Below are 26,715 nucleotides of genomic sequence, written 5' to 3'. Positions count from 1 at the left end.
GCCAGTGGCAAAGCCGGCCTCCATCAGCCGCAGGACATTTTTGACAGGCGGCAACGAACAGCCGGTGCCAAGAATTGTGCCGCCGGGGATGATGGATGGCGGACTGGCCTCATGCACCGGCTGCGGTGCCTGTGTTCAAGCCTGCCCCACTGCCATCATCGTCATGGTCGCGGCCAAGCCGTCGCTGGACTTCATGGCCGGCGAATGCCTGCTTTGCGGAGACTGCGCGACGGTCTGCCCCGAACCAGTTTTCGACCGTGCCGTGCCGCCGACATTTTCACATGTCGTGGCCATTTCCGACGACTGCCTGGCACTCAACGGGGTCTCCTGCATGACCTGTCGCGACGCCTGTCCGCAAGCGGCGATCATGTTCCGGCCGCGCATTGGCGGGCCGTTTTTTCCAGAACTGAGGGAAAGTGCCTGCACAGGTTGCGGCGCGTGTATTGCGCCATGTCCAGCACAGGCGATCACGATCGCGCGGCAGACCGCGGAGCCAGCCCATGCCTGACCCACGTCGATATCACCACATTTCAAGCGCTGTCGTCACCGTCATGCCTGGGCGCATGGAGGAGGTGCTGGAAAAGATCGCGCGTTTGGGTGGCCCGGAGATCCGAGCGCATGACGGCAATCGCATCGTCGTCGTCATCGAAGGAGCGAGCGCCGGCGAGCTCGGCGGGCTGCTGACGACAATCGGCGGCCTTGCGGGCGTGATCGCTGCAAACATGGTTTTCGAGCATATCGAGGAACTGGAGGGCACTGAGCCATGACAGCTGAACTGAACCGACGCGAGCTGCTCAAGGCGCAGGCGACGGCGATCGCAGCAGCGACCGCTGGCATCGCCCTGCCTGCCTCCGCTCAGCCGATCACCGGTGGCGTGAGCGCACTCGAGATCAAGTGGTCGAAGGCGCCGTGCCGTTTTTGCGGTACGGGCTGCGGCGTGATGGTCGGCGTCAAGGACGGGCAGGTGGTCGCCACCCATGGCGACACGCAAGCCGAAGTCAATCGCGGCCTCAACTGCGTCAAGGGCTACTTCCTTTCCAAGATCATGTATGGCGCCGACCGCTTGAACACCCCTTTGGTGCGCAAGAAGAATGGCGTCTTCGACAAGGAGGGTGAGTTCGAGCCGGTGTCATGGGACGAGGCCTTCGATCTCATGGCAGAGAAGGCCAAGCAAGTACTGCGAGACAAGGGCCCAACCGCGCTCGGCATGTTCGGGTCCGGTCAATGGACGATCTTCGAGGGCTACGCCGCGACAAAGCTGATGCGGGCCGGCTTCCGTTCGAACAATCTCGATCCCAACGCCCGCCACTGCATGGCGTCGGCCGCCTACGCCTTCATGCGAACATTCGGCATGGACGAGCCGATGGGCGTGTATGACGACTTCGAGCACGCAGACGCCTTTGTGCTGTGGGGCTCGAACATGGCCGAGATGCACCCGATCTTGTGGAGTCGAATCGCCGACCGTCGCCTCGGTTACCAGCATGTGCGCTGCGCCGTGTTGTCGACCTTCACGCACCGCTCAATGGACCTCGCCGATATCCCCATCGTCTTCAAGCCGGGGACTGATCTCGCGATCCTCAACTACATCGCCAACCACATCATTCAGTCCGGCCGCGTCAATGAAGCCTTCGTGCGCGACCATACGACCTTCATGATGGGGCAGACTGACATTGGTTATGGCTTGCGGCCGGAGCATCCGCTTGAGGTGGCGGCGAGCGGGGCGGCCGACGCTGCAAAGATGACCCCGAGCAATTTCGAGGACTTCCGGGCGCTCGTGTCCGAATACACGCTGGACAAGGTATCCAAGCTGACTGGCGTCGAGGCGGGCTTCCTCGAGGAACTCGCCGAGCTCTACGCCGATCCATCGGTCAAGGTGACCTCGCTGTGGACCATGGGCTTCAACCAACATGTCCGTGGCGTCTGGGCCAACCAGATGGTCTACAACATCCATTTGCTGACGGGGAAAATCTCCGAACCCGGCAATAGTCCCTTCTCGCTGACAGGTCAGCCTTCGGCCTGCGGTACGGCGCGCGAAGTGGGCACTTTCGCCCACCGCCTGCCTGCAGACATGGTGGTGACCAATCCCGAGCACCGCAAGCATGTCGAGGAGGTATGGAAGGTGCCGGCCGGGTTGATACCCGAAAAGCCCGGGTTCCATGCCGTCGAGCAAGATCGCATGCTCCGGGACGGCAAGCTCAACTGGTACTGGATCCAGGTCAACAACAACCTCCAGGCAGCGCCCAATTCCAGCCAGGAAACACATCCCGGTTACCGGAACCCGGACAATTTCATCGTCGTCTCGGACGCCTATCCGACGGTGACCGCGCTCGCCGCTGACGTCATCCTGCCGGCGGCCATGTGGGTGGAAAAGGAAGGCGCTTACGGCAATGCCGAGAGGCGTACCCATGTCTGGCGCCAACTGGTCAACGCGCCGGGAGAGGGCCGTTCCGACGTTTGGCAGTTGGTGGAATTCTCGAAGCGCTTCACCACCGACGAAGTCTGGCCCAAGGAATTGCTCGACGCCAATCCCGACTATCGGGGCAAGACGCTGTTCGAGGTTCTCTACAAGAACGGCAATGTCGACCGCTTCCCACTTTCAGATCTCGACCCTGAGTACGACAACCAGGAAGCGAAGCATTTCGGCTTCTATTTGCAGAAGGGCCTGTTCGAAGAGTACGCAACATTCGGTCGCGGCCATGGCCACGACCTCGCGCCGTTCGACGAATACCATAAGGTTCGCGGTCTGCGTTGGCCGGTGGTCGACGGCAAGGAGACGTTGTGGCGCTACCGCGAGGGGTTCGACCCCTATGTGAAGCCGGGCGAGGGCGTGAAATTCTATGGGCGGCCCGACGGCCGGGCGGTGATCCTCGGTGTGCCCTACGAGCCTCCGGCCGAATCTCCCGACGAGGAGTTTGACCTTTGGCTGGTGACGGGGCGCGTGCTGGAGCACTGGCATTCCGGGTCGATGACGATGCGCGTGCCCGAGCTTTTCCGGGCATTCCCGGGTGCGCGCTGTTTCATGAACGCAGACGACGCCCGCAAGCGCGGCATCAACCAGGGGGCGGAGGTGCGCATCGTGTCGCGGCGCGGCGAGATCCGCACGCGCATCGACACGCGCGGCCGAAATCGCATGCCGCATGGCGTGATCTTCGTCCCGTGGTTCGACGCCAGCCAGTTGATCAACATGGTCACGCTCGACGCCACCGATCCCATCTCCAAGCAGACGGATTTCAAGAAATGCGCGGTCAAGGTTATTTCAGCCGCCTGACGCGGCACAAGACGCTCACAGCCGCTGCCATTGCAGCGTTTCTGGTGGGAACGGCAGCACTGGCGCAGATTGCCTCGCAGCCGCCGCAGCTCATCGGACCACAGCCACCGATGCAGGCGATCCCTGCCGCACCGTTGCCCAAATGGGTGGTCGACGACGTGCGCCAGATGCGGGCTTTTCCCGACCAGCCACCGCTGATCCCACATTCGATCGAGGGCTATCAGTTGTCGGTCAATGCAAATCGCTGCCTGACCTGCCACAAGCGCGAATTCACCCTGGGCTCGGGAGCACCGATGATCAGCGTCACCCACTATATGACGCGTGACGGCCAGATGCTGGCCGACGTGTCTCCGAGACGCTACTTCTGCACCGCATGCCATGTGCCCCAGGCTGACATTCGCCCGCTTGTTGAAAATCGCTTCATCGACATGAGCGAGATGGGCGTCAATCATGTTGGTGACCAATGATGGGCTGGGTCAAAAGGATGTTCGCGTGGGGCTGGGGCATCCTGACCAAGCCGGCTGTAACGCTCGGCCTGGGCTTTCTCACGCTCGGCGGGTTTGTCGGCGGCGTCATTTTCTGGGGCGCGTTCAATACCGCCCTTGAAGTGACCAACACCGAGGCGTTTTGCACCTCTTGTCACGAGATGAAGGACAACGTCTACGAAGAATTGACCCGCACGATCCATTTTACCAATCGCTCGGGCGTGCGTGCGTCCTGCCCGGATTGCCACGTGCCGCACCAATGGACGCGCAAGATCGCCCGCAAGATGCAGGCGTCCAAGGAAGTGTGGGGCAAGATTTTCGGGACCATCGACACAAGGCGCAAATTCCTGGACAAGCGTCTGGAGCTCGCCCAGCACGAATGGGCACGGCTGAAAGCCAATGACAGCCTCGAATGCCGCAACTGTCACTCGTCAGTCGCCATGGATCTGACGCGCCAGACCCAACGCGCCGCCGATATCCACACGCGCTATCTGCTTTCTGGAAAGGCGACCTGCATCGACTGCCACAAGGGCATCGCCCACGAGCTGCCCAACATGAAGGGCATAGCTCCTGGCTGGCAGGTTCCGCCGGAACTGCAGGGCAACCAGCTGCCGCAATCCTCGGCCGTCGATCAGCTCGATCGTTATGTCAGGTCGCAGCATGCAGGTATTCCGCTTGACGTCATGGCACTGGACTGAGCCATCGCTGTTTTGTTTGTCGGTGCGCAATGACCGCGCCGCCAGATGCGCCCATCATGGCGGCTTCAGAAGCGGACAGCGACGATGAAGCCACGTTTCAATGACGACATGACAATGGACGCCATCATGCGCCAATGGCCGGGAACCATAAGGGTGATGCTCGGGCACGGTCTTATTTGCATCGGTTGCCCGATCGCGTCGTTCCATACCGTTTCAGATGCGGCGAGGGAGCACCGCCTGGACGAGGACGTGTTGCTTCGCGACCTGATGATGGCGATGAAATAGGGCTCAGAGCGTCAGCTCTTTTCGGCACGTCCCTCGGCCAGAACGAACAGGCGGTGCGGCTCGACCACCGTTACCTTCTGGCGTCCGCTCTTGACCAGGCCCTTTTCTTCCCATGCCGTGAGCAGTCGACTGACCGTGTGGAGGGTCGTCCCCGTCATCTCCGCGATGTCCTGACGTGAAATCGGGAAGTCGATCAGGATGCCTTCGTCGGTCTTCCTTCCTGTCTGCTTGACCAGCCGCAGCAATGCGTGAGCGACACGCTGCTCGACCTGTTCGGTCGCCATTTCGACGACGCGGGCCTGGGTCTCCTGGAGCCGGGCGCCAACGGTCTTGTAGGTGCTGGTGCCGAAGCTTGGAAAAGACTCCGCCAGCTCCGGCCACAGATGCCCGGGCCAGGCGAGCACGACGCAGTCCACGGCAGCGACGGCACTGGCGGGATAGGTGGTGCGCCCCAGTGCATGGGCGATGCCCATCAGTTCACCGGGGCTGATGTAGCGCACGATAACCTGTTGGCCGTCCGGAGTGGTCTTGACGACGCGGGCATGGCCGTCGAGCAGCAAGAAGAAAGAGTGCGCCTCGCCTTCCTGCTCGAATACGGTTTGATCCTTTGCGATGCGCAGCGATCGCGCCTGCTGGAGGAGACGGTCGAGGTCCTCCGGGGCCATGCCCTGGAAGGCGGGCAAGCCGGCGATTAGCGAGCGGTCAAGACGGCTCATTTCAGTTGCTCCTGCGAATGCCCAATCATGATCTCCGAAACCACAGATCATCTCGCTTGGGTTTGCGCTGGATCAAAGTGTCCTTGGCAAATGCGCCTTAGGCAAGGGCCCAACGGCTGGAGCCGTCGTGAAAGGAAAGAAAAGATCATGAAATACGCCATTGCTACTGCAGCCGCATTCGCAGCCGTGTTGCTGGCCGGCACCGTTCAGGCCGCCGAGATCGAAATCCAGATGCTCAACAAGGGCGAGAAGGGCTCCATGGTGTTCCAGCCCGATTACGTCGTCGCAGCACCCGGCGATACCATCACCTTCGTGCCGACCGACAAGTCCCACGACGCCGAAAGCATCAAGGACATGATCCCGGAGGGGGCGACGCCCTTCAAGGGCAAGATGAATGAGAAGATTTCCGTCACCCTCGACAAGGAAGGCGTCTATGGCATCAAGTGCACGCCGCACTACGGCATGGGCATGGTCGCGCTGATCGTGGTCGGCAAGCCGACCAATCTCGAGCAGGCCAAGGCCGTCAAGCAACTCGGCAAGGCCAAGAAGACGTTCGAGGCACTTCTGGCTCAGGTTCCCGCGGGCAACTGAGTGCCGGCGCGAGGCTGCTCAATTCATCTCTAAATCAGCCGGGTGGGGCGCCAGCTCTACCCGGCCTTTTCCCGTTGAAAGCGATGTCATGGCTATTCCACGCGTTCGGCCGGGCAACTATCCCGCTGTGCTCTCCTATGGTTTCCGTCCATTTTTCCTGCTCGGCTCGATTTATGCCGGCATTACCATCCTGTTTTGGCTACCCATGCTTTACGGCCGGCTCGAAACCGCGAGCGCGCTGGCGCCAGTTGATTGGCATATCCACGAGATGCTCTTTGGTTATCTCGCCGCGATCGTCACCGGATTTCTGCTGACCGCGATCCCCAACTGGACAGGCAGGCTGCCCGTCCAGGGGCTGCCGCTGCTCGCACTGGTCCTTCTGTGGTTAGCTGGACGCCTCGCCGTGTTCTTTTCGGCTGACATCGGCTGGCTTGCGGCAGCCATGATCGACAGTGCGTTCCTGCTCGCGGTTGCCGTTGCCGCGGCCATCGAAATCATCGCCGGGCGCAACTGGCGCAACCTCAAGGTGCTTGCGCCGCTGGTCGTGCTCTTCGCCGCCAATGTCGCGTTCCATGTCGAAGCGCACTATCAGGGCGCATCCGATGTCAGCCGCAGGCTCGGTATCGGGGCGGGCATCGTGCTCATCATGATCATCGGCGGGCGCATCATCCCGAGCTTCACCCGCAACTGGCTTGCACGCGCGAATCCGGGCCGGTTGCCCGTTCCGTTCAACCGTTTCGATGGGGTGACGATCGGTCTCTCCAGCTTGTCGCTTGTCGCCTGGGCCTGCTTCCCGGAGCTATCCGTTACAGGTGCGATGCTGCTGGTGGCTGCCCTTCTCAACACCGTTCGGCTCGCGCGCTGGGCGGGCGACCGGACGCTGCGCGACCCGCTGGTCCTGATCCTGCACATCGCCTACGCCTTCGTGCCGCTTGGTCTTGCCTTGGCCGGTCTGGCTGCCCTGTTGCCGGAGGCCGTTCCGCCGGCAGCTGCTCTTCACGCATTCGGCGTGGGCGCGATCGGGGTAATGACGCTTGCCGTGATGGCGCGGGCAACGCTTGGGCACACCGGACGCGACTTGCATGCTGGTGCCGGCTCTTGCCTGGTCTTCGCAGCAATCGTCGTTTCGGGTCTGTTGCGCATAGTCGCGGCCTTCCTTCCAGGCGCGCCAGCACTCCTGCATGGATCGGCGGCGGCATGGACCGTAGCGTTTCTCGGCTACGCATTGCTCTATGGCGGTATGCTGGTGCGTCCGAAACTGCGTGCACGCCAGCCCAACCCCGCACCCAGCTGATCTCGCGACTGCCCGCGTAAGCCACCGCGAGATGAAAAAGGCCCAGATTTCCCGAAGGAGATCTGGGCCTCTTGCTTGATTGGTTCGTTGATGTGCGACGGCGGCCTTAACCGACAGCGTTGCGCCAGAAGGCCTTGAGTGCCGCAAACAGCGACGGGCGCTCCTTCACCAGCCGGATGCCGAGATTGTCGGGCGCCATGCCTGCAGCACAACCGCCGCTTTTGCCGTCACGAATGAAGAATGACATGTAGCCGCGGTGCTGGCCGCCGGTGACCCTGACGCCACAATTGTCGGTGCTGTTGTCGACGTTGCCTTGCTTGTTCACGGAAGCTCGACGGTAGCAGGTCGAGGTCCATTCCCAGACGTTGCCGGCCAGATCATAGACGCCCTTCGAATTCGCCCCGAAATGGCCATGGGGCTTGGGCTCGGGATCGCGTCCCTTGGCGGACTCGGCCTCGCTGCGATAGCGCGCGAGCCAGCGTGCGGCGGGGTTGTTGCCGTCTTCGACCCCCAGCGTGTCGTCGGCAAACCGTTCGGCGGCTGCGAACGCCCATTCTTCGTCGGTGGGCAGCCGCCATGTTTCGCCGGTGCGATCCGACAGCCATTTCGCATAGGCCATCGCGTCACGGAAACTCACGCCCGTTGCAGGAAGCTTGCCATTTTTGCCACTTGCGCCTTCGGCTGCCTCGCAGGCGCCGTCAGCAACACACAGCGCATAGTCGCTGGTGCTGACCTGGTAGGCCATGATCTCGAACGGGCGGCGGAAGCGTACGTCCTCCGCTGGAGCATCGACCGGGCGTTCGGCCTTGAGAAATTCGCCTGGAAGCCGATAGGCCAAGGTGCCCGCGTTTATGGTGACGGTCGCCGGCGATGCCAATCCCGATAGAGCAGTGGGCGTGCCGGGCCCGCTTGTCTGGTAAAAGACCGCCAGCGCGATGGCTGGGACAGCGATGGCAGTGGTCACGAGAATGCCGCCGAACTTCATGGGTTTGGTCCTTTGCAAAGAAAACGGCCCGCAGGAGGTACCGGCGGGCCGTAAGAAGCAGCGTTGAGGTCCGCCGTCAGTTGGTCGGGATCGGGCCGGGGGCCTGAACCTGCTTCATCAGGTCGTCGTTCCACTCACCTTCGACCACCACATGCGCGGTTGCGCCAAGCTCGGCAGCCTCGATGAGGTTATGGTTGACGTAGGCGTAGACGCCCGGCTGGAGGAAGGTGTAGAGCGCCGCTCCCGCCGATCCGCCGCGGATGAACCAGGTTTCGAGGTCCTTGGCCGGTGGGTTGACGAACTTGCCCAGCTCCCAGACATGGTCGCCATGGCCGCCGATCAGGTGGGGCCGGGTGTCCCGGTTCGCCTGAGCGTGGATGAACAGAACCGTCTCACCAACCTTGGCCTTCAGCGCATTGTCACCGGTCAGCGCACCGACCTTGCCGTTGAACACGACATGTGTCGGGATCAGGCCACGCATGACCTTGAGCGTTTCATCATAGCTGTCGCCAAGTGAATCATACTTCTTGTACTTTCCATTCTCATCGCGCGGTATGTAGAGGTCATGTTCGCCGATGTAGAAGATCCGGTCGTACTTCAGCGGCTTGCCAACCTCGTCCTTCAGCCCGTCGCGCGGCAGCACCATGACCGCACCGTTCATGCCCGATACCACGTGCCAGGGGATCATCCCGCTGGGTGCGCAGTGATAGACGAAAGTGCCGGTGCGGGTCGCCTTCCAGCGCAGCACAACCTGCTCGCCGGGATTGACGTTGGTCAGTGCACCACCACCGAGCGCGCCCGTTGACGCGTGGAAGTCGATATTGTGCGGCATCTCGTTGGTTTCGGGATTGACCAGCGTCAGTTCGACATAGTCGCCTTCGTGCACGATCATCAATGGGCCGGGCATCGAGCCTTCATAGGTCATGGCCCTGAGCGTCGTACCTTCGCCGTCGATCACCATCGGCTGCTCCTTGATGGTCATCTTGAATTCAACCACCTTCGGGCCGCCCTTGGCGATCTGGTCATGGGCGTGTGCGAAGGGGGGCGCGACAAGGTCAACCTTGACCCGGGGCAGCGTGGCGATATCGGCTGCGCTTACCTCAGCTAAAGCTGGAGCTGCGGCCATAGAGCCCAAGATCGCTGCGGCAGCCGCACCAGTGGCTGTACCCAAGAGTGCTTCGCGTCGCGTCAACATTTCAAATCTCCTTAGTGCGTGACGTTGCCTGTTACTACGATCAGGAGAATAGGGGCCTCATGAAAACCAGTCTTTGATCCAGCGCAAACAAATGCTGCGGTGCGATATTTTTTTGAATATTATCGCGAGACGTTTTTATGTTGGCGCAACGGGATGCTCGGATGCTTCGCCAAGTCGGACGAAGCATCGTCTCGCTTGATTGCCGTTTCAGTGGGGATTGGTGGTGGCGCGCAGCGAAGCGAGCAAACTCTGCTCGCATGCCACATGGCGGCGAACAGCCACAAAATAGGCTCGCAACATGTAGCCTATGGCATCCCAGGAACGTCGTCCGCCGCCGCGCGATAGGGTTACGAGGATACGGACGATTTCGTCGGCCGCTGCGCCATCCTGTACATGTTCTTCGCGGAGCCGGTTGATTGTCGCCTCTATATCCTCGGCCGGCAGGCGATCGAGGGCAGCGGGGAAGAGGACTTTCTCTTCCAGCATGTTCGCAGCTTTGATGGCCGGCTTGAGCGTGGCCGCAATCTGCCTGCAGCGTTTGCGATCAGGACGAGGAAGAGAATCCGCGACGTCTTCGAGACTGTCGCAGATCTCCAGCGTTGCGCGATAGAGTCTGGTCAGCTCGACAAAACCAGCCGTGGGGGTAGGTTCGATCATCGCCGCTGGCTCTGGCACTTCTACTGGTTGAAGAAGAGAACAACAGCGATGGCGACTGACGCCAGGACGGCTGATGCCGCCCCGCCGCGCTGGAGAACACCCATCCTGTAGAGCAGCAGCGCGAAGCCGACGATGATCGGCGTGGCTACGGAAAGTCCGAACTGGGCATTGGTCATGGCGCGGGTTCCCGAACGCTGGTGCTGTTGACGGCGCGATCCTGCAGATTTTCGTGCACGCCACCTTGCGCAATCGCAAAGAAGCAGGTCGGGCGCATGAATATGAAGCCGCATGGATGTGGCCGTATCGACAACGCGGGCCGGAGACGATCCGGATGCCGGCGATTTTTTGCTCTGGATATTGGTGTGGAGCGAGCTTGCCGCGTTCGGCATTCTGCTCGTCGCATTCATGGTGGCCGGTGTGGTGCAGGCGGATCAGTTCGCCTCGGCGCGCCTGCATCTGAACGCGCCGCTCGCGGCGTTGAATACGGCTGTTCTTCTCACCAGCGGCTGGCTGGCCGCGCGGGCGGCTCGGCCTGACGCGACGCGTCGACAGGCGAGGGCCGCACTCATTGGGGCGGCGGTTTTCGGCTTGCTGTTCGTTGCCATCAAGCTGTTCGAATACAGCGCCGAGATCGGCCATGCCGGAGATCAAGCCTATGGCGTGTTCTTCGAGCTCTACTTCATCCTCACCGGCTTCCACCTGATGCACGTTGTCTTTGGTGCATTGGTGCTGCTGCTCGTCAGCTGGAGGATGGAGCGCTCCAACGTCGTGCTCATCACCACGCTGTGGCATGTCTTCGATCTGATCTGGATCGTCATGTTCCCACTGGTCTACCTCCTGTGAGTCGCATGACAGACAGCCCCGAACATCGGCTTTCCAGATCCTGGCTTATCCTTCTCGCTCTCACCGGCATGAGCGTTCTGATCGTGCGATTCGCAGGCGCGACGACGGCAATCACGTTTGTTCTCGGCCTTGCCATGCTCAAGGCCCGCTTTGTCGTGATGGATTTCTTGGGTTTGCGCGGACGCAGCCAAACGGTGATGCGGCGCGCGCTGCTTGCCTGGTGCCTGGTCCTTATGTCTGGAGCCGCGGCAAAGGCCATCGCCGTCGCATTGACTGCCGGCTGAGTCCCAGGCGCGTTTGTTTGCCAAAACGCAAAGAACGCCTTTTCCAATCTCATAGAAGGTTCCGATCCGGGTCAGCCGGAGACCGCCGGGAATTGCCCGTCGGGAGGGAAACGATTGGGCCGATCCGCTTATGCGGTCACAGTCTGGAAAGGATCACGTGATGGCAGAACGCCTCACAAAAACGGGGGCTCGAAACGTCTTTTACGGCGGTTCGATCTTCTTCTTTGCAATCTTCGTCGGGCTGACGGCCCACAGCCATTATTATATTCGCACCACCTCCACGGACGAGAAGACGCTGACGGACTCAGTCGCGCGCGGCAAGCATGTCTGGGAGAAGAATTCCTGCGTCAACTGCCACACGATCCTGGGCGAGGGTGCCTATTTCGCGCCTGAAGTCGGCAATGTGTGGAAGCGCTATGGCGGCGAAAGCGACCCAGAAGGGGCACGCGAAACGCTCAAGGCGTGGATGGCAGCACAGCCCTCGGGAATCGAGGGCCGCCGCCAGATGCCGCAGTTCCATCTCACCGAAGGGGAGTTGAACGATCTCGCAGACTTTCTCGAATGGACGAGCCGCATCGACACCCAGAAGTGGCCGCCGAACGAGGCAGGCTGAGGCGCCAAGGAGACAGACATGAAATACCAATCCCAAAAGGTCGCAATGACCTATTTCTACGGCGCGCTCGTCCTATTTCTGGCGCAGGTCGCCTTCGGCGTGGTCGCCGGCATGATCTACGTGCTTCCCAACACGCTTTCCGAACTGCTGCCGTTCAACATCGTCCGGATGATCCACACCAATGCGCTGATCGTCTGGCTGCTCATGGGCTTCATGGGAGCGACCTATTACCTGCTGCCCGAGGAGGCGGAGACCGAGCTGTACAGCCCGAAACTGGCGATCATCCAGTTCTGGATGTTCTTCGTCGCTGCCGGTATCGCCGTGGTCGGCTACCTGTTCCGCATCCATGAGGGCCGCGAGTTTCTCGAGCAGCCCTTCATCATCAAGGTCGGCATCGTCGTCGTGGTGCTGATGTTTCTGTTCAACATCACTATGACGTCGCTCAAGGGCCGCAAGACAACCATCACGAACATCCTGCTTTTCGGACTGTGGATGTTGGCGATCTTCTTCCTGTTCTCCTTCTACAACCCCTCCAACCTCGCACTCGACAAGCTGTACTGGTGGTACGTCATTCATCTCTGGGTCGAGGGCGTGTGGGAGCTGATCATGGCGTCGGTGCTGGCGTTCCTGATGATCAAGCTCAATGGCGTCGACCGCGAGGTCGTGGAAAAATGGCTCTACATCATCGTCGGCCTGGCGCTGTTTTCCGGCATTCTCGGCACTGGTCACCACTACTACTGGATCGGCGCGCCCGGCTATTGGCAGTGGATCGGTTCGCTGTTTTCCACGCTCGAAGTCGCCCCCTTCTTTGCGATGGTGCTGTTCACCTTCCACATGACCTGGAAGGCCGGCCGCAACCATCCCAACAAGGCCGCGCTTCTGTGGTCCATCGGCTGCTCGGTGATGGCATTCTTCGGCGGTGGCGTCTGGGGGTTCCTGCACACGCTGTCTTCGGTGAACTACTACACCCACGGCACGCAGTTGACCGCAGCCCACGGGCATCTCGCCTTCTTCGGTGCCTATGTGATGCTCAACCTCGCCATGATGGCCTATGCCATCCCCGAGATGCTCGGTCGCGCGCCCTATAAGCAGTGGCTGAACATGGTCAGCTTCTGGATGATGGTCACGGCCATGTCGGTGATGACCTTCGCGCTCACCTTCGCGGGTGTTGTTCAGGTGCATCTCCAGCGCGTTCTGGGCGAAAGCTTCATGGACGTGCAGGACCAGCTGGCGCTGTTTTACTGGATCCGTCTCGGTTCCGGCGTCGTCGTGGTCATCTCAGCGCTGATGTTCATGTGGGCCGTGCTCGTTCCAGGCCGCGAACGCAGCGAAAAGCTGGCCCGCGTCGTCCAACCTGCCGAGTAACGCCAATTACATGGCCCCGGATCAGTCCGGGGCCATGTGTCCGCATCTAAGCTTGCCTCCCGTGGAGATCCCTATGACCATCGCCCTGCCGAACGTCCGCCCTGTCGCCGACAGCCCCGCCTATTACAGCCCCTCGGGCAATGAATGCAGCCTGTTCGAACGCGCCTGGGCGCGCCGGCTGCCGCTGCTTCTCAAGGGGCCGACCGGATGCGGCAAGACCCGGTTCGTCAGCCACATGGCAGCCAAGCTCGGCCTGCCGCTTTCGACCGTGTCCTGCCATGACGACCTGGCGGCGGCCGATCTCACCGGGCGTTACCTCTTGATGGGCGGCGATACGGTCTGGGTCGACGGACCGCTCACCCGCGCCGTGCGCGAGGGCGGCATCTGCTATCTCGACGAGATCGTCGAGGCTCGCAAGGACGTTGCCGTCGTGCTGCACCCGCTGACCGACGACCGTCGCATCCTGCCGCTGGAACGCACCGGCGAGCAATTGCTGGCCCCGTCCGCCTTCATGCTCGTCGTGTCCTACAATCCCGGCTATCAGAACCTGCTGAAGAGCCTGAAGCCGAGCACGCGCCAGCGTTTCATCGCCATTGAATTCGACTTCCTGCCCAAGGCCGAGGAAATCGCCGTGGTCTCGGCCGAAAGCGGCCTGGCCGAAGGGCAAGTGGCGCCGCTTGTCGAACTCGCCCGACGCATTCGCGCGCTCAAGGGCCACGATCTCGAGGAGGGCGCGTCGACCCGGCTGCTCGTCTATTGCGCCAGCCTCATCGACGCCGGCGTGCCGGTGCGCGAAGCGGTGCTTGCCGCGATGATCGAACCGCTGACCGACGAGCCTGACGTCAAGACGGCATTGCTAGAACTGGCCGATTCCCTGATTCGCTGAGGCGCCTGTGATGCTGGACTTCCTTGAACTGGAGGAGACGGTCGGGCGCGCCTGGCACCGTCTCATCGGCAATGTACAAACCTGGCCCCGCTATCCCGAAAAGGCGGTGCGGCTCGCCGATGTGCAGCCAGTGCTGGCGGTTTGTTTTCGCGGATTTGGCGGTGAAGGCGCGGTGCAAATCGCCACCGCACGTGGGAAAGCCTCCGGCCACCGGCTTGGATGGCGCCAGCGCATGGGGCTCGGCGAAGAAAAGCTGGCCCAGCCCGGGCGCGATATGTCGTCGTTGATACTGCCCGGCGTGATCGATCTTTTCCCCGACAAGGATCTCAACCGTGATCTCTATGTCTGGCTGGTCGCCTACATGGCGACTATGTCACTTGAGCCTGTGACGGACGCGGATCCGCTTCAACGTGATCTGGCCATGCTGGCGCGTGCCGAAGAGACGATAGCCCGCGTGCTCAAAAGTTTCCCTGGGTTCGAACGGCGCTACCGACGCCTCGCGGCGGCGACGCTGGAAGCGCGCCAGCGCGGCCCTCTGCCATCGGTCGAACTTCAGGTCGAGGGCCGGATATCGAGCCTTTTGCGGAAGGGCGCGGAACAGCCCGACGATGCGCTGCCGGTCATCTTCCCTCATCGCGCGCCGGCGGGATATTTGCCCATGCTGCCCGTCCCGCTCTGGCCCGATGCCTTGCTGCGCGTGGAGACAGCACCGCGCCGTGGCGAAGACGAGCCGATTGCCGGCGGCCGCGAGGCCGAGGGCGTCGAAACCGAGCGTCAGGTTGCCGTTCGCGAAAATGCGGATCCGCGCAAAGACGAGCGCAGCCCCTTCATCCTCAATCGCTTCGAGAAAATTCTCGCCATGGCCGAGATGGTCAATGTCGACCGTCCCTCGGACGACACCGACGACGATGCCAAGGCTGCCGAGGACCTCGACGACATGACGCTGGGCGAGCGCAAGGGCCGGCCGGCCACGCGCTTTCGCTTCGACCTCGACCTGCCGCCCGAAGCACTGGACCGGACGCCGCTGACGGCGGAGCGAACCTATCCGGAATGGGATTTCCGTTCGGGCACCTATCTTCTGGACCACTGCCGGGTTCTTGCCGCGCCGGCCTCGGCGCTTGGGGACGCGGGCGAGCCGGATATCGAGACCAGACGCCTCATTCGCCGGGTACGCCGTCAGTTCGAGGTGCTGCGACCGCGCAACGAGATCCTGCGGGCACAGCTCGACGGCGCCGATCTCGACCTCGATGCTGTCGTGCGCGCCCGCACCGACCTCGCCGCGGGAGGGCAGGGCAGCGACCGTATCCACCTCATGAGCCGGCCGCAGGTGCACGATCTCGCCGTCACCATCCTTGTCGACGTGTCGTTGTCGACGGACGCCTGGTTCGACAATCGCCGGGTGCTCGATGTCGAGAAGGAGGCTCTGCTGGTCCTGGCCAACGGGCTTTCCGCCTGCGGCGACAATCACTCGATCCTGACCTTCACGTCGAGGCGGCGCGACTGGGTGCGCATCGAGGAGGTCAAGGCTTTCGACGAGCCGATGAGTTCGGTGGTGGAGTCTCGCATCGCTGCGTTGAAGCCGGGCTATTACACGCGGATCGGCGCGGCCATCAGGCATGCGGCCGCCGAACTCGGCAAGCAGCCCAACCGAAAGAAGCTGCTTCTGGTCCTGACCGACGGCAAGCCCAATGACATCGATCACTATGAGGGACGGTTCGCGCTCGAAGACAGCCGCCGTGCCGTGATCGAGGCGCACCGAATGGGACTCGGCGTCTTCGGCGTGACGGTGGACCGCGAGGCAAAATCCTACGTTCCGGCGCTGTTCGGCCAGAACGGCTATGCGCTGGTCGGCAACATCAACCGGCTGCCTGCAGCACTTCCCGCCATTTATCGCAGCCTTGCAGGATAGGGGGACAAGGTCGCGATAGCGAAAGGCCCGGCGCGCCAGAGCCGGGCCTTTTTGCTTTCGGTGTTTGCGCGGCTCACGCCGCCTTGCTGTGCGTGCGGTTCGACTGGTCGAGATAGGCGTCGAACGCAGCCGCGACCGCCCTGATGACGAAGCGATGTTCCTGGCCGACGCGGATCACACCGTCCTTCACATCGAGCACACCGTCCTCCTCCAGTGCCGCCAGTCTGTTGTTGCCAGCGAGCAGCTGTGCCGGGTCAAAGCCATGGGCGCTGCAGATCGTCGGAAGATCGACAGCGAAATCGCACATCAGGCGTTCGATGATCTCGGCACGCAGGCGATCCTCCGCTGTCAGGCGATAGCCCTTGGCGGTTGCCAGCTGCCCTGATGCGACGTGCTGGGCATAAAGCCCAGGCGCGACTTCGTTTTGAACATAACCATCGTTCATCCGGCCTATTGCCGATGCCCCGAAACCGATCAGCGTTTCGCAATTGTCGGTGGTGTAGCCCTGGAAATTCCGCCTCAGCTTGCCTGCGTCCTGTACCTGCACGAGATCGTCGCCGGGAAGCGCGAAATGATCGAGGCCGATCTGCCTGTAGCCGGCTGCTACCAGCGTTTCACTGATCGCCTCGGCCTGCTCGTTGCGCGCCTGACCATCGGGCAAGGCGTTCTCGTCAATCATCCTCTGGTGCTTCTTGAACGAGGGGATATGGGCATATCCGAACACGGCAAAGCGGTCGGGCAGCATGGCGATTGCGGCATTTGCCGTGTCGATGCAGGACTGCACCGTCTGGTGCGGCAGGCCGTAGATCAGGTCGAAATTGATGCCGGCAACGCCGGCGCGGCGCAGGCTATCGGTCGCCTGCGCCGTCTGCTTCTCGCTCTGGATGCGGTTGATCGCCTTCTGCACCACCGGATCGAAGCTCTGGACGCCGAGGCTGGCCCGGCTGACTCCGGCGGCACCCAAGGTCTGGGCCATCTCCGCTGTCAGCCCACGCGGGTCGATCTCGACGGCGATGCCGGTCGTGTCGGAGAAATCGTAGTGTTCGCGCAGCAGTGCTGTCAGCGCCAGGAATTCGGCCGGCGAGATGATGGTCGGGGTGCCGCCGCCGAAATGCACTTCGCCGGCCGTCAGCCTGTGCGGAATGCGCTCGGCGACCATGCGGATTTCGTCGCGCAGGACACTGAGATAGTCGAGGATCGGCCGGTCCTGCCTTGTGATCGTCGTGTGGCAACCGCAGTACCAGCACATCGACCGGCAAAACGGGATGTGAAGGTAGAGCGAGATGGCATCGCTCGTGGGTAGCTGCTCCAACCAGTCGCCATAGGCTCCAGCACCGATCGACTTCGAGAAACTCGGCGCGGTGGGATAGCTCGTATAACGAGGCAGCCGGGCTTCACCGTATTTCTGCAAGATTGATTCGGGCATGGCTCTTCCAATTCTGTCGCAATGGTTTGCGGCGGTTCTAGTGCCATGCCCGGCCATGCTCTTTGCGAAATGCCAAGCTGCGTTCGATTCCCCGATTTGTTTGCGTTTCGACAACCTCGCCGGACGGCTGGGGCCTTAGGGTCCGCCGCGCGGGAGGATAGCGGCCGTTTCTCCCGGCATTCTCTTTTCACGGCCGAAGGACCACGAAGACATGGCAATAGCGGAAACGGCTACGATACCCCTCATCGACGTGCGGACGATCGCGCCAATGGAGCGTCATCCCCGAATATTCGCAACCGCCGAGGCCCTTGCTCCCGGCGACGCCTTCGTCGTCGTCAGCGACCACGATCCGCGTCCGCTGCACTACCAGCTGGAGATGTCGTTCCCCGGCCAGCTTTCATGGGACTATCTGGAGCAGGGCCCTGAAGTCTGGCGCGTCCAGGTCGGCCGCAAGGACGTCACCTGCTGCGGCTCCTGCGGCGGCGAGCATTAACCGCCTCGTCGGCCGGTCGCCTTCAACGCAAGGCGGCCGGCTGGCACCCGGCATTGCCGCGGAAATATCCGTCGACCATTCTGCCCGGCAGCTCGAGGCAGGAAAGCAGGAAGCGGGTGCATTCGGCATCCTCCTTGCCATCGAGCAAATCGCGATACATCTTCGCCACCATCACCATGTCGCAGCTCTGGGGGGATAGCCTCAAGCGTCGTATCTGCTGGGCGGCGAGTTCGGCGGGGCTGGGGCAGGCCGCCTGCACCTGATTGGACAGGGTCTGCACGCCATTGATCGCCAGGAATGCCTGATCGTCGGTGGTATCCACCGCAAGCCCGTCCAGGTCCTTCTCGCAGGTGAACTGACATGAATCCTTGTGCAGGCCATGAAGCCGCGCATGGTAGCAGCGCCCTGACAGGGCGAGCGGCAGGCGACCAAACGCAAACATCTCGAATTCTGCCTCGGGGCAAGCGCGCGCGATGGCCCCCACATTCGCCAGCGATAGCTCAACCGGCGGACAAATCGTTTGCGCGCCTTGCGCGATGAGGAAGCGTGCCGTGCCTTCATTGTAGACGTTGATGAACGGGCCGGCCACGAAGGGCTGACCCCGCCTGCTCGGTATGGCGGTTATGTCGTTGATCTCGACCATGCGCGTGTCATGGCAGAGTTCGCGGACCACCTTGCATTCACGTACATTGGCAGGTGCGGCAAGCGTCGACAGCACCACCTCCTTGCCGCCTCGCTCGAGGCGCTCGATGACATCGGGCCAGACCGGATCGGAGAACGGCAGGCGCTTGCCGCACACGACCTCGCCGACATGGACGCGATCTATCGGCGCCTCGTCGGCGATGCGCCTGTAGAAATCGACGAGCCGTTCGGCCGGCCAATGGAAGAATACGGGACCCAGGGTCAGCTTTGTCGGCCACATTGGTCTATCTCCACGTTTTCCTGTAGGCGCCGGCTGTCTGCTTGCCGCCTTCCGACATGCCCGCGAGGATGCGGTCGATCTCGATTGCATCTCCGCCGGCATCGATTGCATCGACCGCCCTGCGGAAGGCGCCGACGACCTCGGTGACATAACCCTTGCCACGCTGGCGCCCCTCGATCTTGAGCGCGGTGACGCCGGCCGCCTTCAATCCCGAAAGCATGCTTCCGGCATTCAGGCTGACCGGATCTTCGAACAGGTAGGAGGTCTTGTCGCCAGCCTTGAACCGGCCCTTGCACAAGGTTGGGTACCCGGCCGGCGCACCGGGCGCATAGCGGTCGATGGTGAAGCCAGCGAGCCTGGCAGTCGTGCCCCGCGCATCCTCATCGTAGCTCACCATTTCGGGTGGCGAGCAGACGCCGTTGAGGTTCGGCGATTTCCCGGTAGCGTAGGAGGAGAGGTAGCAGCGCCCCTCGACCATCACGCACAGGCCACCGAAGACAAAGGCTTCCGTCTCGACGTCGATCTTCCGGTTGAGTGCCGTGATCTCCTGGATCGACAGGACACGTGGCAGCACGACGCGCCGGACACCGAATTCGCGCGTATAAAAATCGATGGCTTCCGGTGTCGCTGCAGCAGCCTGGACCGACAGATGAAGGCGGACATCCCGGTGGTTCTTCGCGATGTGGTCGAGGACGGCTATGTCGGCGGCGATGATGGCATCGGCACCGCATGCGATGGCTTCGTCGGCAGCCTTCTGCCAAAGCTCGATACGGCCGACATGTGCGAATGTGTTGATGGCAACGAGAACTTTCTTGCCATGGGCATGGGCAAAGCGCACGCCTTCGGCCAACTCCTCCGTCGAGAAATTCAGCCCCGGAAAATTACGCGCGTTGGTTTCGTTGCGGAATCCGCAATAGATTGAATCGGCACCGGCAAGCACCGCGGCCCGCAGCGTCGCAGGAGTGCCGGCCGGACAGACGAGTTCCATGCGTCCTGGCTCAGTCATAGCGCCTCCTCCATGGACTTCTGGCCGCCGACCCATTGCCGGGCAGCGTTTAGCCCGCCCAGAATGCCCCTGTCGGCAAGGCGAGCGAGCGTCCCGCGCAGTCCAAGCAGATCCGAAGGGCGAAGCTCCGCATCCTCGATCGCGTTGCGAAGAGCGACCACCGCTTCGGTTCGGCCGCTGACGGAGATGATGCGGTGAAAAAACAGTGCGTCGCCATCCAGCGTGCCGTCGAGCAGTCCGAGCAGCATCAGGATGGGGCCCTTGATCGCCACGCTGGACGTCGTGTCGTCGCGCTTGCCTACGACACGGACGCTGGACGTTTCTCCATCGGGGACGATGACGAAGGAAAATGCGAGGTCGCTCGGATCGATCAGAAAGCTTGCGGTTCGGTGTTCGCCAAGCCGATCGAACAATTGCGGCCTGCGCCGAGCGAGCCCGCGCAGTGAAAATGTCAGCAGCGGCCCGAGCGGCAACCCCACGATACTTGGGAACAGGTGCCGGGCGAACCCAGGCAATTCTCCTTCAACGGCTTTAGTTGCCACCCGACACTCCATGCTTTTGTCGCACATTGACCGGAGTGTCATAGGCGCCCGAGCGGAGTGCTTGTTTGTCGGGGAGCAAAGAGGAGCGCGAATCTTTCCGGTTCGCGCGCCTGCGCCAGAGCGCTAGCCCAGAACGCTAGCTATGCGCCTCATTGCCATGGAGCTTTGCCATTTCGTCGAAGCTGTCGCGGTTGGGGCAGAACTCGCGATAGCGCTTGGCGAAACTGGCGGCAGCGAGCTGGTCGGAACAGTGACTGCGCTGGCTGCACATCATGCAGGTGCGTCGCATGTCGCGGTTCCATTCTGCATGCCGGGTCGCGAAAGCGTCCGGATCGACGCCTACCGACTGCATGGCCTCGGGGAGCAGGATAGTGGACGCGAAGGTGTGTCGCATGGCGATGGCGAGCTCGGCGCGCGTCAGGCCGCATTCGCCGAGAACACGCTCCCCTTCCTGGCGCTCGAGAGCATTGATCTCTCGCATGGCCGCGCGTCGCTGTTTCCAGTCCTTGTAGGCCAGAACCGCAGAATGCCACACTTCCCAACTTTCGGGTGCCGGAATGCTCATGACGCTTCCTCCTCGTCCTAGAATGCGGCGGACACCAAAACCGCCACTTGACCGTTTCGTACTGGAATCGCCTTGCCGGTTCTTTGTCCTGGATCAAAGTTGGCCATGGATCGGCATGGGATAGGAGCCGCGTCCGCTGTCCCGGACGGACCGGATCGCCTTCAACCATGCACCAGCGCAGTCTTCAGCCGTTTTCCAACCTCGCTTCCTTTCTCGACCATCTCCAGGGCCAAGGTGACGTTCAGCAGGTCAGCAGCCCCGTCTCCACGCATCTCGAAATGACCGAGATACATCGTCGTGTCATCGCGGCAGGCGGGCCGGTGCTGCGCTTCGCAGCGCCAACCGCTGTAAACGGTAGCGTCTCGACCATGCCGGTGGTGACAAACTTGTTCGGCACTTGTGAACGTGTCGCGGCAGGCCTCGGCACCACGCGCGAAGGCCTTTCCACGCTCGGCGCGCTATTGGCGTGGATGAGGGCGCCGCAGGCACCGCGAACCCTTGGCGAGGCGCGCTCGCTCCTGCCAGCCGCCCGCGGTGCACTGACGGCGCGGCCCAAGATCTTGAGGGGGCCAATGCCATGGCACGACATGGAACCGGATTTTTCGCAGCTTCCAGTCCAGACCTGCTGGCCCGAGGATGCGGGGCCGCTCATCACCTGGCCGGTGGTTGTTACCCGCCCACCGGGAGATGACGATCCGGCCGCCTATAATCTCGGCATCTACCGCATGCAGGTGCTCGACCGCGATCGCGCCATCCTGCGCTGGCTACCGATGCGGGGCGGGGCGGCGCATCACCGGCAGTGGGCGGCAAGGGGCATGGACATGCCGGTGGCGGTGGTGATCGGCGCTGACCCCGCCACGATGCTGGCAGCAGTGATGCCGGCACCCGAGGGCGTTTCGGAACTGGCGCTGTCAGGGCTGATCAACAACCGCCGGGTGGGGCTGGTGCCGTGCAAAAGCTTTGCTCTTCATGTGCCATCAAATGCTGAAATCGTGCTCGAAGGCACGGTTTCGCCGACAGAGACCGCGCTGGAAGGACCGTTCGGCGACCACACCGGCTACTACAACGCGCCGGAGCATTACCCGGTCTTTCGTCTCAAGCGCATCCGCGTCCGCGCCAACGCCAACTACCTGACAACCTTCACCGGACGCGCGCCTGATGAACCTTCCGTTCTTGGCGAAGCTTTGCTGGAGGTCTTCAAGCCCTTGCTGCGCCAGCAGATCCCCGAGATTGCAGATGTCTGGCTGCCGCCCGAGGCCTGCTCGTATCGTATCGCCGTGGTTTCCATCGCCAAGAAATATCCCGGCCAGGCGCGGCGCGTAATGATGGGGTTCTGGTCGCTGCTGCCGCAGTTTTCCATGACCAAGCTAGTCGTGGTGGTCGACGACGATATCGACATTCGATCGTGGCCGGATGTGATGTGGGCGATCGCCACCCGGATGGATCCGTCGCGCGACCTGATGCTGGTCGACCGGACACCCATCGACCAGCTCGACTTTGCCTCTCCTTTGGAGGGGCTTGGCGGCAAGCTGGGTCTGGACGCCACGCGCAAGATCGGTGCGGAAACCCGTCGCGCGTGGGGAAAGCAACTTAGCATGTCGGCAGAGGTCGAACGGCAGGTGTCTGCGCGATGGCGAGACTTGTTTCCACAATGAGCGGAATTGGACCAAAAATGAGCAAGCGACTGATCGTCGGCGTCACGGGAGCGTCGGGCTCCATTCTCGCGCTGGAAACCTTGCGCCAACTCGCCGGAGCAGACGTTGAAACCCATCTTGTGGTTTCTCAAGGCGCGCGGGCCAGCATTGCGCACGAGCTGGGCGAAGATGGGCTTGACCGTCTTGCCGCCTCCGCAAGCCACGTCCACTCTGCCTGCGATCTTGCAGCACCTATTGCCAGCGGATCGTTCAGGGCGGACGGCATGATCGTCGTTCCGTGCTCGATGCGCACGCTGGCCGCGATGGCGCACGGCCTTGGCGACAATCTCCTGACCCGTGCCGCTGACGTGACCCTTAAGGAAAAGCGCCGCCTGGTTGTCGCGCCGCGCGAAGCGCCGCTGCATGAAGGCCATATCGAGGCGATGCTCAGGCTTGCACGCATGGGCGCCATCATCGCGCCGCCGGTGCCGCCTTTCTACACCAGGCCATCGTCCATCGAGCAGATGGTGCGCGAGATCGCCGCGCGCCTCGTCAATTGGGCCGGCATCGACCCCGGCAGTGAACTCACGCGATGGGGCGAGGAGGGTTCATCGCTGCGCCCTAGGGCTTAGCCGGGGTCGAGGGTGGACACGACGACAGATGCCGCATCGAAAGAGCGCCGTTGTTTGCGGCGGCAGCGATGTCGTCAAAGAGCAACGCGATTTCGGTGTAGGCGCTGTGGTCCTGCTCAGTCGCAACCAGTTCGTCGAGTTCCCGCAGAAAATAGAGAACAGCTTCGATCCGCTCACGCTGCAGACGCGCATTGGCAAGCTGCTCGCGCGCGGCCCGTCGAATTTCCAATGTTTCAAAGCGAGCCAGCGCCTGGTCGAGGCGGCCGTGGCAGTCGCAATCCAGTTCGACACCCTTCAACACGTTCGCCAGGCGCCGGGCAACTGTGGTCCCCTGGCGCTGTTCGACGTGTTTGCCGCCACCTGACTGAGAGGTGCTTTTCATGGCCGGATTTTTCCCTTTTCAGCAGTTCATATTTGCGGCGGTGGCAACCCAAACGCCCCCGTACCACCATCCTGTCGGAGCGCCGACCGGCTATGCCGACAGCGACCGCCGCAGCCTCGAATGCCGGGCTGCCGCGTGGGAAAGCCAGTGGCCATCATAGCGGCTTCATCAGACGCTTGTTTGTGCTGGAGCAAGATTCGACGTCGTGCGGCCGCCGAAACCGGGCCGATGAAAACATCAGGTCGTGGATCTGGTCATGAAAGCGGCGGTCAGGATGCGCGCACCCTTCCGACCGTTTTTCCTGCTCGCTGCCTTGGACGCAATCCTTGGGGCGGCGATCTGGGCGCTGCCGATGTCTGGAGTGCAGCTCCTTGCTCCGCTTGGGATGCCCGCCAATGAATGGCATCGGAATGTGCTGCTGTTCGGTACGGTTCCGACCATCCTGGCCGGTTTCCTGCTTACCGCACTCCCGCGCTGGACGCGGCGGCCACCCGTATCGAGGTGTGTTGTCCAGTCATTGGCAGCGCTGTGGCTGGCAGGTCGCGCGACGTTCCTGTTCGTCCGACCTGACGGCGGGTTGGTTCTGTTTGCCCTGTTTGTTCTTTGGCTCGCGGTTTTGGTGGCGAGGCCGGTGATTGCCGCTCGTGACAGGCGCAACCTCAAGATCGTGCTTTTGCTGTTCATCTACTGCGCCAGCATCGCGCTCACGGCCATGTCTTGTGAACTGGAAATCGCGCTGCGGATGGCCCTGGCTTCGGTCGTGAGCCTTGTCGCGATCATCGGGGGCAGGGTGGTTCCGGCCTTGACCGAAGCCTATATCGAAAGAGGTGGTGGCGGGGTCGTCATCGCTTCGCCGGCCGCCGTCGAGCGGCTGGCCGCTGCTGCCACGGCCTGCGTTCTGGTCGGATGGATCGCCATGCCGCATGCGCTGCTAACCGGCGTCGCCTGCGCAGTAGCGGCCTGCGCACATACAGTGCGCCTGGCACAATGGCGTGCTTGGCGAACCGTCGCATCACCAGCAATTCTGACACTTCACGTCGGATATGCCTGGATCATTGTCGGCTTTGCCCTTCTGGCCGCCCATATTCTGGCCCCGCAGAACATCGGGCGGGCGGCTGCCATCCATGCCTGGATGATCGGTGCGGTCGCCACCATGGGGCTCGCGATCATGGCGAGCATGATCCGCAAGCATGCCGGCCGCGCCTTTGCGCCTTCAAGGCCGGCAACGTCAGCGTTTGCCTTGATCTTCTTCTCAGCTCTGTCGCGCCTGTTGGTCGAGCTGCTTCCGAGCGCAGCTGCGCTTTTTACAACGCTTGCAGCCATTTCATGGATCGCGGCCTTTGCTCTGTTTCTTGCCGCCTTCCGCCGGATGCTCTTGTTTCGCGATTTGTAACTCTCGCAAGCGGCGCGCAGATTCCGACGTGAGGTGGTTTCCTGCGTTTCAGGAACGATCTTCGCGCGAGTTCGTTTGCTGACAGCCAAAGGCCCGCCGCCGGCGGGCCTTTGCGAGTTGGCGGCAATCGCTGCCGAAGCATGGCGCGGATTCCATTGTCTCCGCCAATCGTGAATTGGATCCATGTCCAAAAAGGTAGGCGCTGGCAAAAGTGCGGATAAGTCCCGCTCGGACGTCCAGCGAACGCGATGGTTCAAGGCCTTGGGCCCGGGTCTGATCACCGGCGCCTCCGATGACGACCCCAGCGGCATTGCCACCTATTCCCAGACGGGCGCACAGTTCGGATATGTCCCGACCTGGACACTCCTCTTTTCATATCCGCTGATGGTGTCAGTTCAAATTGTCAGTGCGCGTCTCGGACGCACTACAGGTCGGGGCATCGCTGGAAATCTGAGAAAATTCTACCCGAATGCCATTGTCTATGTCTGCGTGTCGCTGCTGCTCGCCGCAAACATCATCAATTTGGGGGCCGACATCGGCGCGATGGCCGATGCCGTGCGCGTGCTGATCGGCGGACCCCAGATCGCCTATGTCCTGGTGTTTGGCGCTATCTGCGTCTTGATGCAGGTCTACCTCTCTTACCAAAGCTACGTTGGTGTCCTGAAATGGCTGACGCTTGCACTGTTCGCCTATATCGCCACGCTGTTCTTCGTCAAAATCGACTGGTCCGTATTGGCGCGGAGCTTCCTTGTTCCGCATCTTTCGCTCGACAAGGATTATTTGACGGCCATCGTCGCCATATTGGGCACCACGATCAGTCCGTACCTCTTTTTCTGGCAATCTTCGCAAGAGGTGGAGGATATCAAGGCTATTCCTGAACGGAAGGCGTTGAAAACCGCGCCGAAGCAGGCGGCGGATGCCGAAGCCAGGATCCGTCTGGACACCTTTGTGGGCATGGGCTTTTCCAACATCGTTGCCTTGGCGATCATGGTGACGGCTGCTGCCACCCTTCATGCCAACGGCATCACCGATATCGAAAGCTCGGCCCAAGCAGCCCAAGCTCTCAAGCCTGTAGCCGGTATGATGGCCGAGACCATCTTTGCGCTTGGCATCGTTGGTACCGGGCTTCTGGCGGTGCCGGTCCTCGCCGGCTCGGCGGCATATGCCGTTGGGGAGACCCTGCGGTGGCCGACGGGGCTCGATCGGAAGCCAAAGGACGCCAAGGCCTTTTATGCGACGATTGCTGTTGCGACACTGATCGGCGTGGGGCTGAATTTCACCCCGATCAATCCGATCAGGGCTTTGTATTGGAGTGCTGTCATCAACGGCGTTGTCGCGGTTCCGATCATGGTCATGATGATGCTGATGTCAGTGCAGCCTCGTATGATGGGCAAGCAAACCATCGGTGGCACGCTTTTGGTATTCGGCTGGCTTTCGACGGCGGTGATGCTGGTCACGGCGGTCGCGATGATCGTGACGAGCCTTTTGTAGCAGCATCACCTGTGGAGCCGAGAACGCTCTCTGAAAGCTCGCTCAGCCAAGCGGTGTGACAGGAACGTAAGTGGTCGGGCAGTGGACACCGCCGGAGCAGGCGGGTCGAGAAGCGCCAGCTGGCCTTCAAATAGCACGCCGCAAGCTCTCAGGCT

At 62.0% G+C, this 26,715-nt stretch carries 30 protein-coding genes; 20 read left to right on the top strand and 10 right to left on the bottom strand.

Going from position 1 to position 26,715, the window contains the following annotated elements:
• The first annotated feature begins 4 nt into the window (after window positions 1-4).
• From napF to AC1DLV_RS17480, 6 genes are all read left to right on the top strand, one after another.
• Complete coding sequence (napF, locus tag AC1DLV_RS17505; protein ID WP_476801167.1) at window positions 5-508, top strand: ferredoxin-type protein NapF; 504 nt, start codon at window positions 5-7, stop codon at window positions 506-508.
• Window positions 501-767 (top strand): chaperone NapD, encoded by a 267-nt coding sequence (locus tag AC1DLV_RS17500; protein ID WP_476801166.1) that lies wholly within the window; start codon window positions 501-503, stop codon window positions 765-767. Before napF ends, AC1DLV_RS17500 begins: the two co-directional genes overlap by 8 nt.
• Window positions 764-3,268, top strand: coding sequence for a periplasmic nitrate reductase subunit alpha (gene napA / locus AC1DLV_RS17495; RefSeq protein WP_476801165.1), 2,505 nt, complete (start codon window positions 764-766; stop codon window positions 3,266-3,268). The genes AC1DLV_RS17500 and napA overlap by 4 nt, the downstream gene beginning before the upstream one ends.
• Window positions 3,238-3,735 carry a nitrate reductase cytochrome c-type subunit gene (locus AC1DLV_RS17490; protein WP_476801164.1) on the top strand — a complete coding sequence of 166 codons (498 nt, stop codon included), beginning with the start codon at window positions 3,238-3,240 and terminating at the stop codon, window positions 3,733-3,735. Before napA ends, AC1DLV_RS17490 begins: the two co-directional genes overlap by 31 nt.
• The gene (locus AC1DLV_RS17485; protein WP_476801163.1) at window positions 3,735-4,451 is read left to right on the top strand and encodes a NapC/NirT family cytochrome c; all 717 of its coding nucleotides are present in this window, start codon (window positions 3,735-3,737) and stop codon (window positions 4,449-4,451) included. Before AC1DLV_RS17490 ends, AC1DLV_RS17485 begins: the two co-directional genes overlap by 1 nt.
• Window positions 4,452-4,535: 84 nt before the next feature.
• Complete coding sequence (locus tag AC1DLV_RS17480; RefSeq protein ID WP_476836199.1) at window positions 4,536-4,736, top strand: DUF1858 domain-containing protein; 201 nt, start codon at window positions 4,536-4,538, stop codon at window positions 4,734-4,736.
• 11 nt (window positions 4,737-4,747) lie between these two features.
• Here AC1DLV_RS17480 and AC1DLV_RS17475 read toward each other — a convergent pair whose 3' ends face one another.
• On the bottom strand, window positions 4,748-5,452 hold the full coding sequence (locus AC1DLV_RS17475; RefSeq protein ID WP_476801161.1) for a Crp/Fnr family transcriptional regulator: 705 nt from the start codon (window positions 5,450-5,452) through the stop codon (window positions 4,748-4,750).
• 147 nt (window positions 5,453-5,599) lie between these two features.
• On the opposite strand from AC1DLV_RS17475, the gene AC1DLV_RS17470 reads away from it, so the two are divergent.
• Both AC1DLV_RS17470 and AC1DLV_RS17465 read left to right on the top strand, forming a co-directional pair.
• Window positions 5,600-6,043 carry a pseudoazurin gene (locus AC1DLV_RS17470; RefSeq protein ID WP_476801160.1) on the top strand — a complete coding sequence of 148 codons (444 nt, stop codon included), beginning with the start codon at window positions 5,600-5,602 and terminating at the stop codon, window positions 6,041-6,043.
• A gap of 88 nt (window positions 6,044-6,131) precedes the next feature.
• Window positions 6,132-7,337: an NnrS family protein gene (locus AC1DLV_RS17465; protein WP_476801159.1), complete on the top strand. Its 1,206-nt coding sequence runs from the start codon at window positions 6,132-6,134 to the stop codon at window positions 7,335-7,337.
• Window positions 7,338-7,443: 106 nt separating this feature from the next.
• On the opposite strand, the gene AC1DLV_RS17460 is transcribed toward AC1DLV_RS17465, so the two are convergent.
• From AC1DLV_RS17460 to AC1DLV_RS17445, 4 genes are all read right to left on the bottom strand, one after another.
• Window positions 7,444-8,322, bottom strand: coding sequence for an SUMF1/EgtB/PvdO family nonheme iron enzyme (locus tag AC1DLV_RS17460; RefSeq protein WP_476836198.1), 879 nt, complete (start codon window positions 8,320-8,322; stop codon window positions 7,444-7,446).
• A gap of 76 nt (window positions 8,323-8,398) precedes the next feature.
• Window positions 8,399-9,517, bottom strand: coding sequence for a copper-containing nitrite reductase (nirK, locus tag AC1DLV_RS17455; protein ID WP_476801157.1), 1,119 nt, complete (start codon window positions 9,515-9,517; stop codon window positions 8,399-8,401).
• 207 nt (window positions 9,518-9,724) lie between these two features.
• Window positions 9,725-10,174: a hemerythrin domain-containing protein gene (locus tag AC1DLV_RS17450; protein WP_476801156.1), complete on the bottom strand. Its 450-nt coding sequence runs from the start codon at window positions 10,172-10,174 to the stop codon at window positions 9,725-9,727.
• A gap of 20 nt (window positions 10,175-10,194) precedes the next feature.
• The gene (locus AC1DLV_RS17445; RefSeq protein WP_476801155.1) at window positions 10,195-10,350 is read right to left on the bottom strand and encodes a hypothetical protein; all 156 of its coding nucleotides are present in this window, start codon (window positions 10,348-10,350) and stop codon (window positions 10,195-10,197) included.
• A gap of 112 nt (window positions 10,351-10,462) precedes the next feature.
• On the opposite strand from AC1DLV_RS17445, the gene AC1DLV_RS17440 reads away from it, so the two are divergent.
• The 6 genes from AC1DLV_RS17440 to AC1DLV_RS17415 all read left to right on the top strand — a co-directional run bounded on the left by AC1DLV_RS17440 (window position 10,463) and on the right by AC1DLV_RS17415 (window position 16,074).
• Complete coding sequence (locus AC1DLV_RS17440) at window positions 10,463-11,017, top strand: cytochrome c oxidase subunit 3 (protein WP_476801154.1); 555 nt, start codon at window positions 10,463-10,465, stop codon at window positions 11,015-11,017.
• Window positions 11,018-11,022: 5 nt separating this feature from the next.
• Window positions 11,023-11,301, top strand: coding sequence for a cytochrome C oxidase subunit IV family protein (locus AC1DLV_RS17435; RefSeq protein ID WP_476801153.1), 279 nt, complete (start codon window positions 11,023-11,025; stop codon window positions 11,299-11,301).
• A 160-nt stretch (window positions 11,302-11,461) separates the two neighbouring features.
• On the top strand, window positions 11,462-11,914 hold the full coding sequence (locus tag AC1DLV_RS17430; protein WP_476801152.1) for a c-type cytochrome: 453 nt from the start codon (window positions 11,462-11,464) through the stop codon (window positions 11,912-11,914).
• 18 nt (window positions 11,915-11,932) lie between these two features.
• Window positions 11,933-13,279, top strand: coding sequence for a cbb3-type cytochrome c oxidase subunit I (locus tag AC1DLV_RS17425; protein ID WP_476801151.1), 1,347 nt, complete (start codon window positions 11,933-11,935; stop codon window positions 13,277-13,279).
• A gap of 73 nt (window positions 13,280-13,352) precedes the next feature.
• Complete coding sequence (locus tag AC1DLV_RS17420) at window positions 13,353-14,165, top strand: AAA family ATPase (protein WP_476801150.1); 813 nt, start codon at window positions 13,353-13,355, stop codon at window positions 14,163-14,165.
• Between the two features lie 10 nt (window positions 14,166-14,175).
• Window positions 14,176-16,074 (top strand): nitric oxide reductase activation protein NorD, encoded by a 1,899-nt coding sequence (locus AC1DLV_RS17415; protein WP_476801149.1) that lies wholly within the window; start codon window positions 14,176-14,178, stop codon window positions 16,072-16,074.
• Between the two features lie 73 nt (window positions 16,075-16,147).
• Here the strand turns inward: AC1DLV_RS17415 and hemN are convergent, their stop codons facing one another.
• Window positions 16,148-17,500 (bottom strand): oxygen-independent coproporphyrinogen III oxidase, encoded by a 1,353-nt coding sequence (hemN, locus tag AC1DLV_RS17410; protein WP_476801148.1) that lies wholly within the window; start codon window positions 17,498-17,500, stop codon window positions 16,148-16,150.
• Window positions 17,501-17,711: 211 nt separating this feature from the next.
• On the opposite strand from hemN, the gene AC1DLV_RS17405 reads away from it, so the two are divergent.
• Window positions 17,712-17,993 carry a DUF2249 domain-containing protein gene (locus tag AC1DLV_RS17405; protein ID WP_476801147.1) on the top strand — a complete coding sequence of 94 codons (282 nt, stop codon included), beginning with the start codon at window positions 17,712-17,714 and terminating at the stop codon, window positions 17,991-17,993.
• Window positions 17,994-18,015: 22 nt separating this feature from the next.
• Here AC1DLV_RS17405 and ubiV read toward each other — a convergent pair whose 3' ends face one another.
• The 4 genes from ubiV to AC1DLV_RS17385 all read right to left on the bottom strand — a co-directional run bounded on the left by ubiV (window position 18,016) and on the right by AC1DLV_RS17385 (window position 21,028).
• A complete protein-coding gene (ubiV, locus tag AC1DLV_RS17400) occupies window positions 18,016-18,915 on the bottom strand; it encodes a ubiquinone anaerobic biosynthesis protein UbiV (protein WP_476801146.1) in 900 nt (299 codons plus the stop codon).
• A 4-nt stretch (window positions 18,916-18,919) separates the two neighbouring features.
• Window positions 18,920-19,903 carry a ubiquinone anaerobic biosynthesis protein UbiU gene (gene ubiU / locus AC1DLV_RS17395; protein WP_476801259.1) on the bottom strand — a complete coding sequence of 328 codons (984 nt, stop codon included), beginning with the start codon at window positions 19,901-19,903 and terminating at the stop codon, window positions 18,920-18,922.
• A 14-nt stretch (window positions 19,904-19,917) separates the two neighbouring features.
• Window positions 19,918-20,463 carry a ubiquinone anaerobic biosynthesis accessory factor UbiT gene (gene ubiT / locus AC1DLV_RS17390; protein ID WP_476801145.1) on the bottom strand — a complete coding sequence of 182 codons (546 nt, stop codon included), beginning with the start codon at window positions 20,461-20,463 and terminating at the stop codon, window positions 19,918-19,920.
• A 136-nt stretch (window positions 20,464-20,599) separates the two neighbouring features.
• Window positions 20,600-21,028, bottom strand: a complete 429-nt coding sequence (locus tag AC1DLV_RS17385) for a DUF6455 family protein (protein ID WP_476801144.1) — start codon at window positions 21,026-21,028, stop codon at window positions 20,600-20,602.
• A 167-nt stretch (window positions 21,029-21,195) separates the two neighbouring features.
• On the opposite strand from AC1DLV_RS17385, the gene AC1DLV_RS17380 reads away from it, so the two are divergent.
• The 5 genes from AC1DLV_RS17380 (at window position 21,196) to AC1DLV_RS17360 (ending at window position 26,560) form a co-directional block, all read left to right on the top strand.
• Window positions 21,196-22,683: a UbiD family decarboxylase gene (locus tag AC1DLV_RS17380; protein WP_476801143.1), complete on the top strand. Its 1,488-nt coding sequence runs from the start codon at window positions 21,196-21,198 to the stop codon at window positions 22,681-22,683.
• Between the two features lie 17 nt (window positions 22,684-22,700).
• The gene (locus AC1DLV_RS17375; RefSeq protein ID WP_476801142.1) at window positions 22,701-23,294 is read left to right on the top strand and encodes a UbiX family flavin prenyltransferase; all 594 of its coding nucleotides are present in this window, start codon (window positions 22,701-22,703) and stop codon (window positions 23,292-23,294) included.
• A 28-nt stretch (window positions 23,295-23,322) separates the two neighbouring features.
• On the top strand, window positions 23,323-23,658 hold the full coding sequence (locus AC1DLV_RS17370; protein WP_476801141.1) for a hypothetical protein: 336 nt from the start codon (window positions 23,323-23,325) through the stop codon (window positions 23,656-23,658).
• A 274-nt stretch (window positions 23,659-23,932) separates the two neighbouring features.
• The gene (locus tag AC1DLV_RS17365; RefSeq protein ID WP_476801140.1) at window positions 23,933-25,069 is read left to right on the top strand and encodes an NnrS family protein; all 1,137 of its coding nucleotides are present in this window, start codon (window positions 23,933-23,935) and stop codon (window positions 25,067-25,069) included.
• Between the two features lie 183 nt (window positions 25,070-25,252).
• Entirely contained in the window at window positions 25,253-26,560 is a 1,308-nt protein-coding gene (locus AC1DLV_RS17360; protein WP_476801139.1) for an NRAMP family divalent metal transporter, read from the top strand.
• Window positions 26,561-26,715: the final 155 nt, after the last annotated feature.

Source organism: Aminobacter sp. 01T433 (assembly GCF_056398585.1).
Note: the sequence above shows the minus strand (reverse complement) of the source record. Positions and strands in the feature narration are given on the sequence as shown.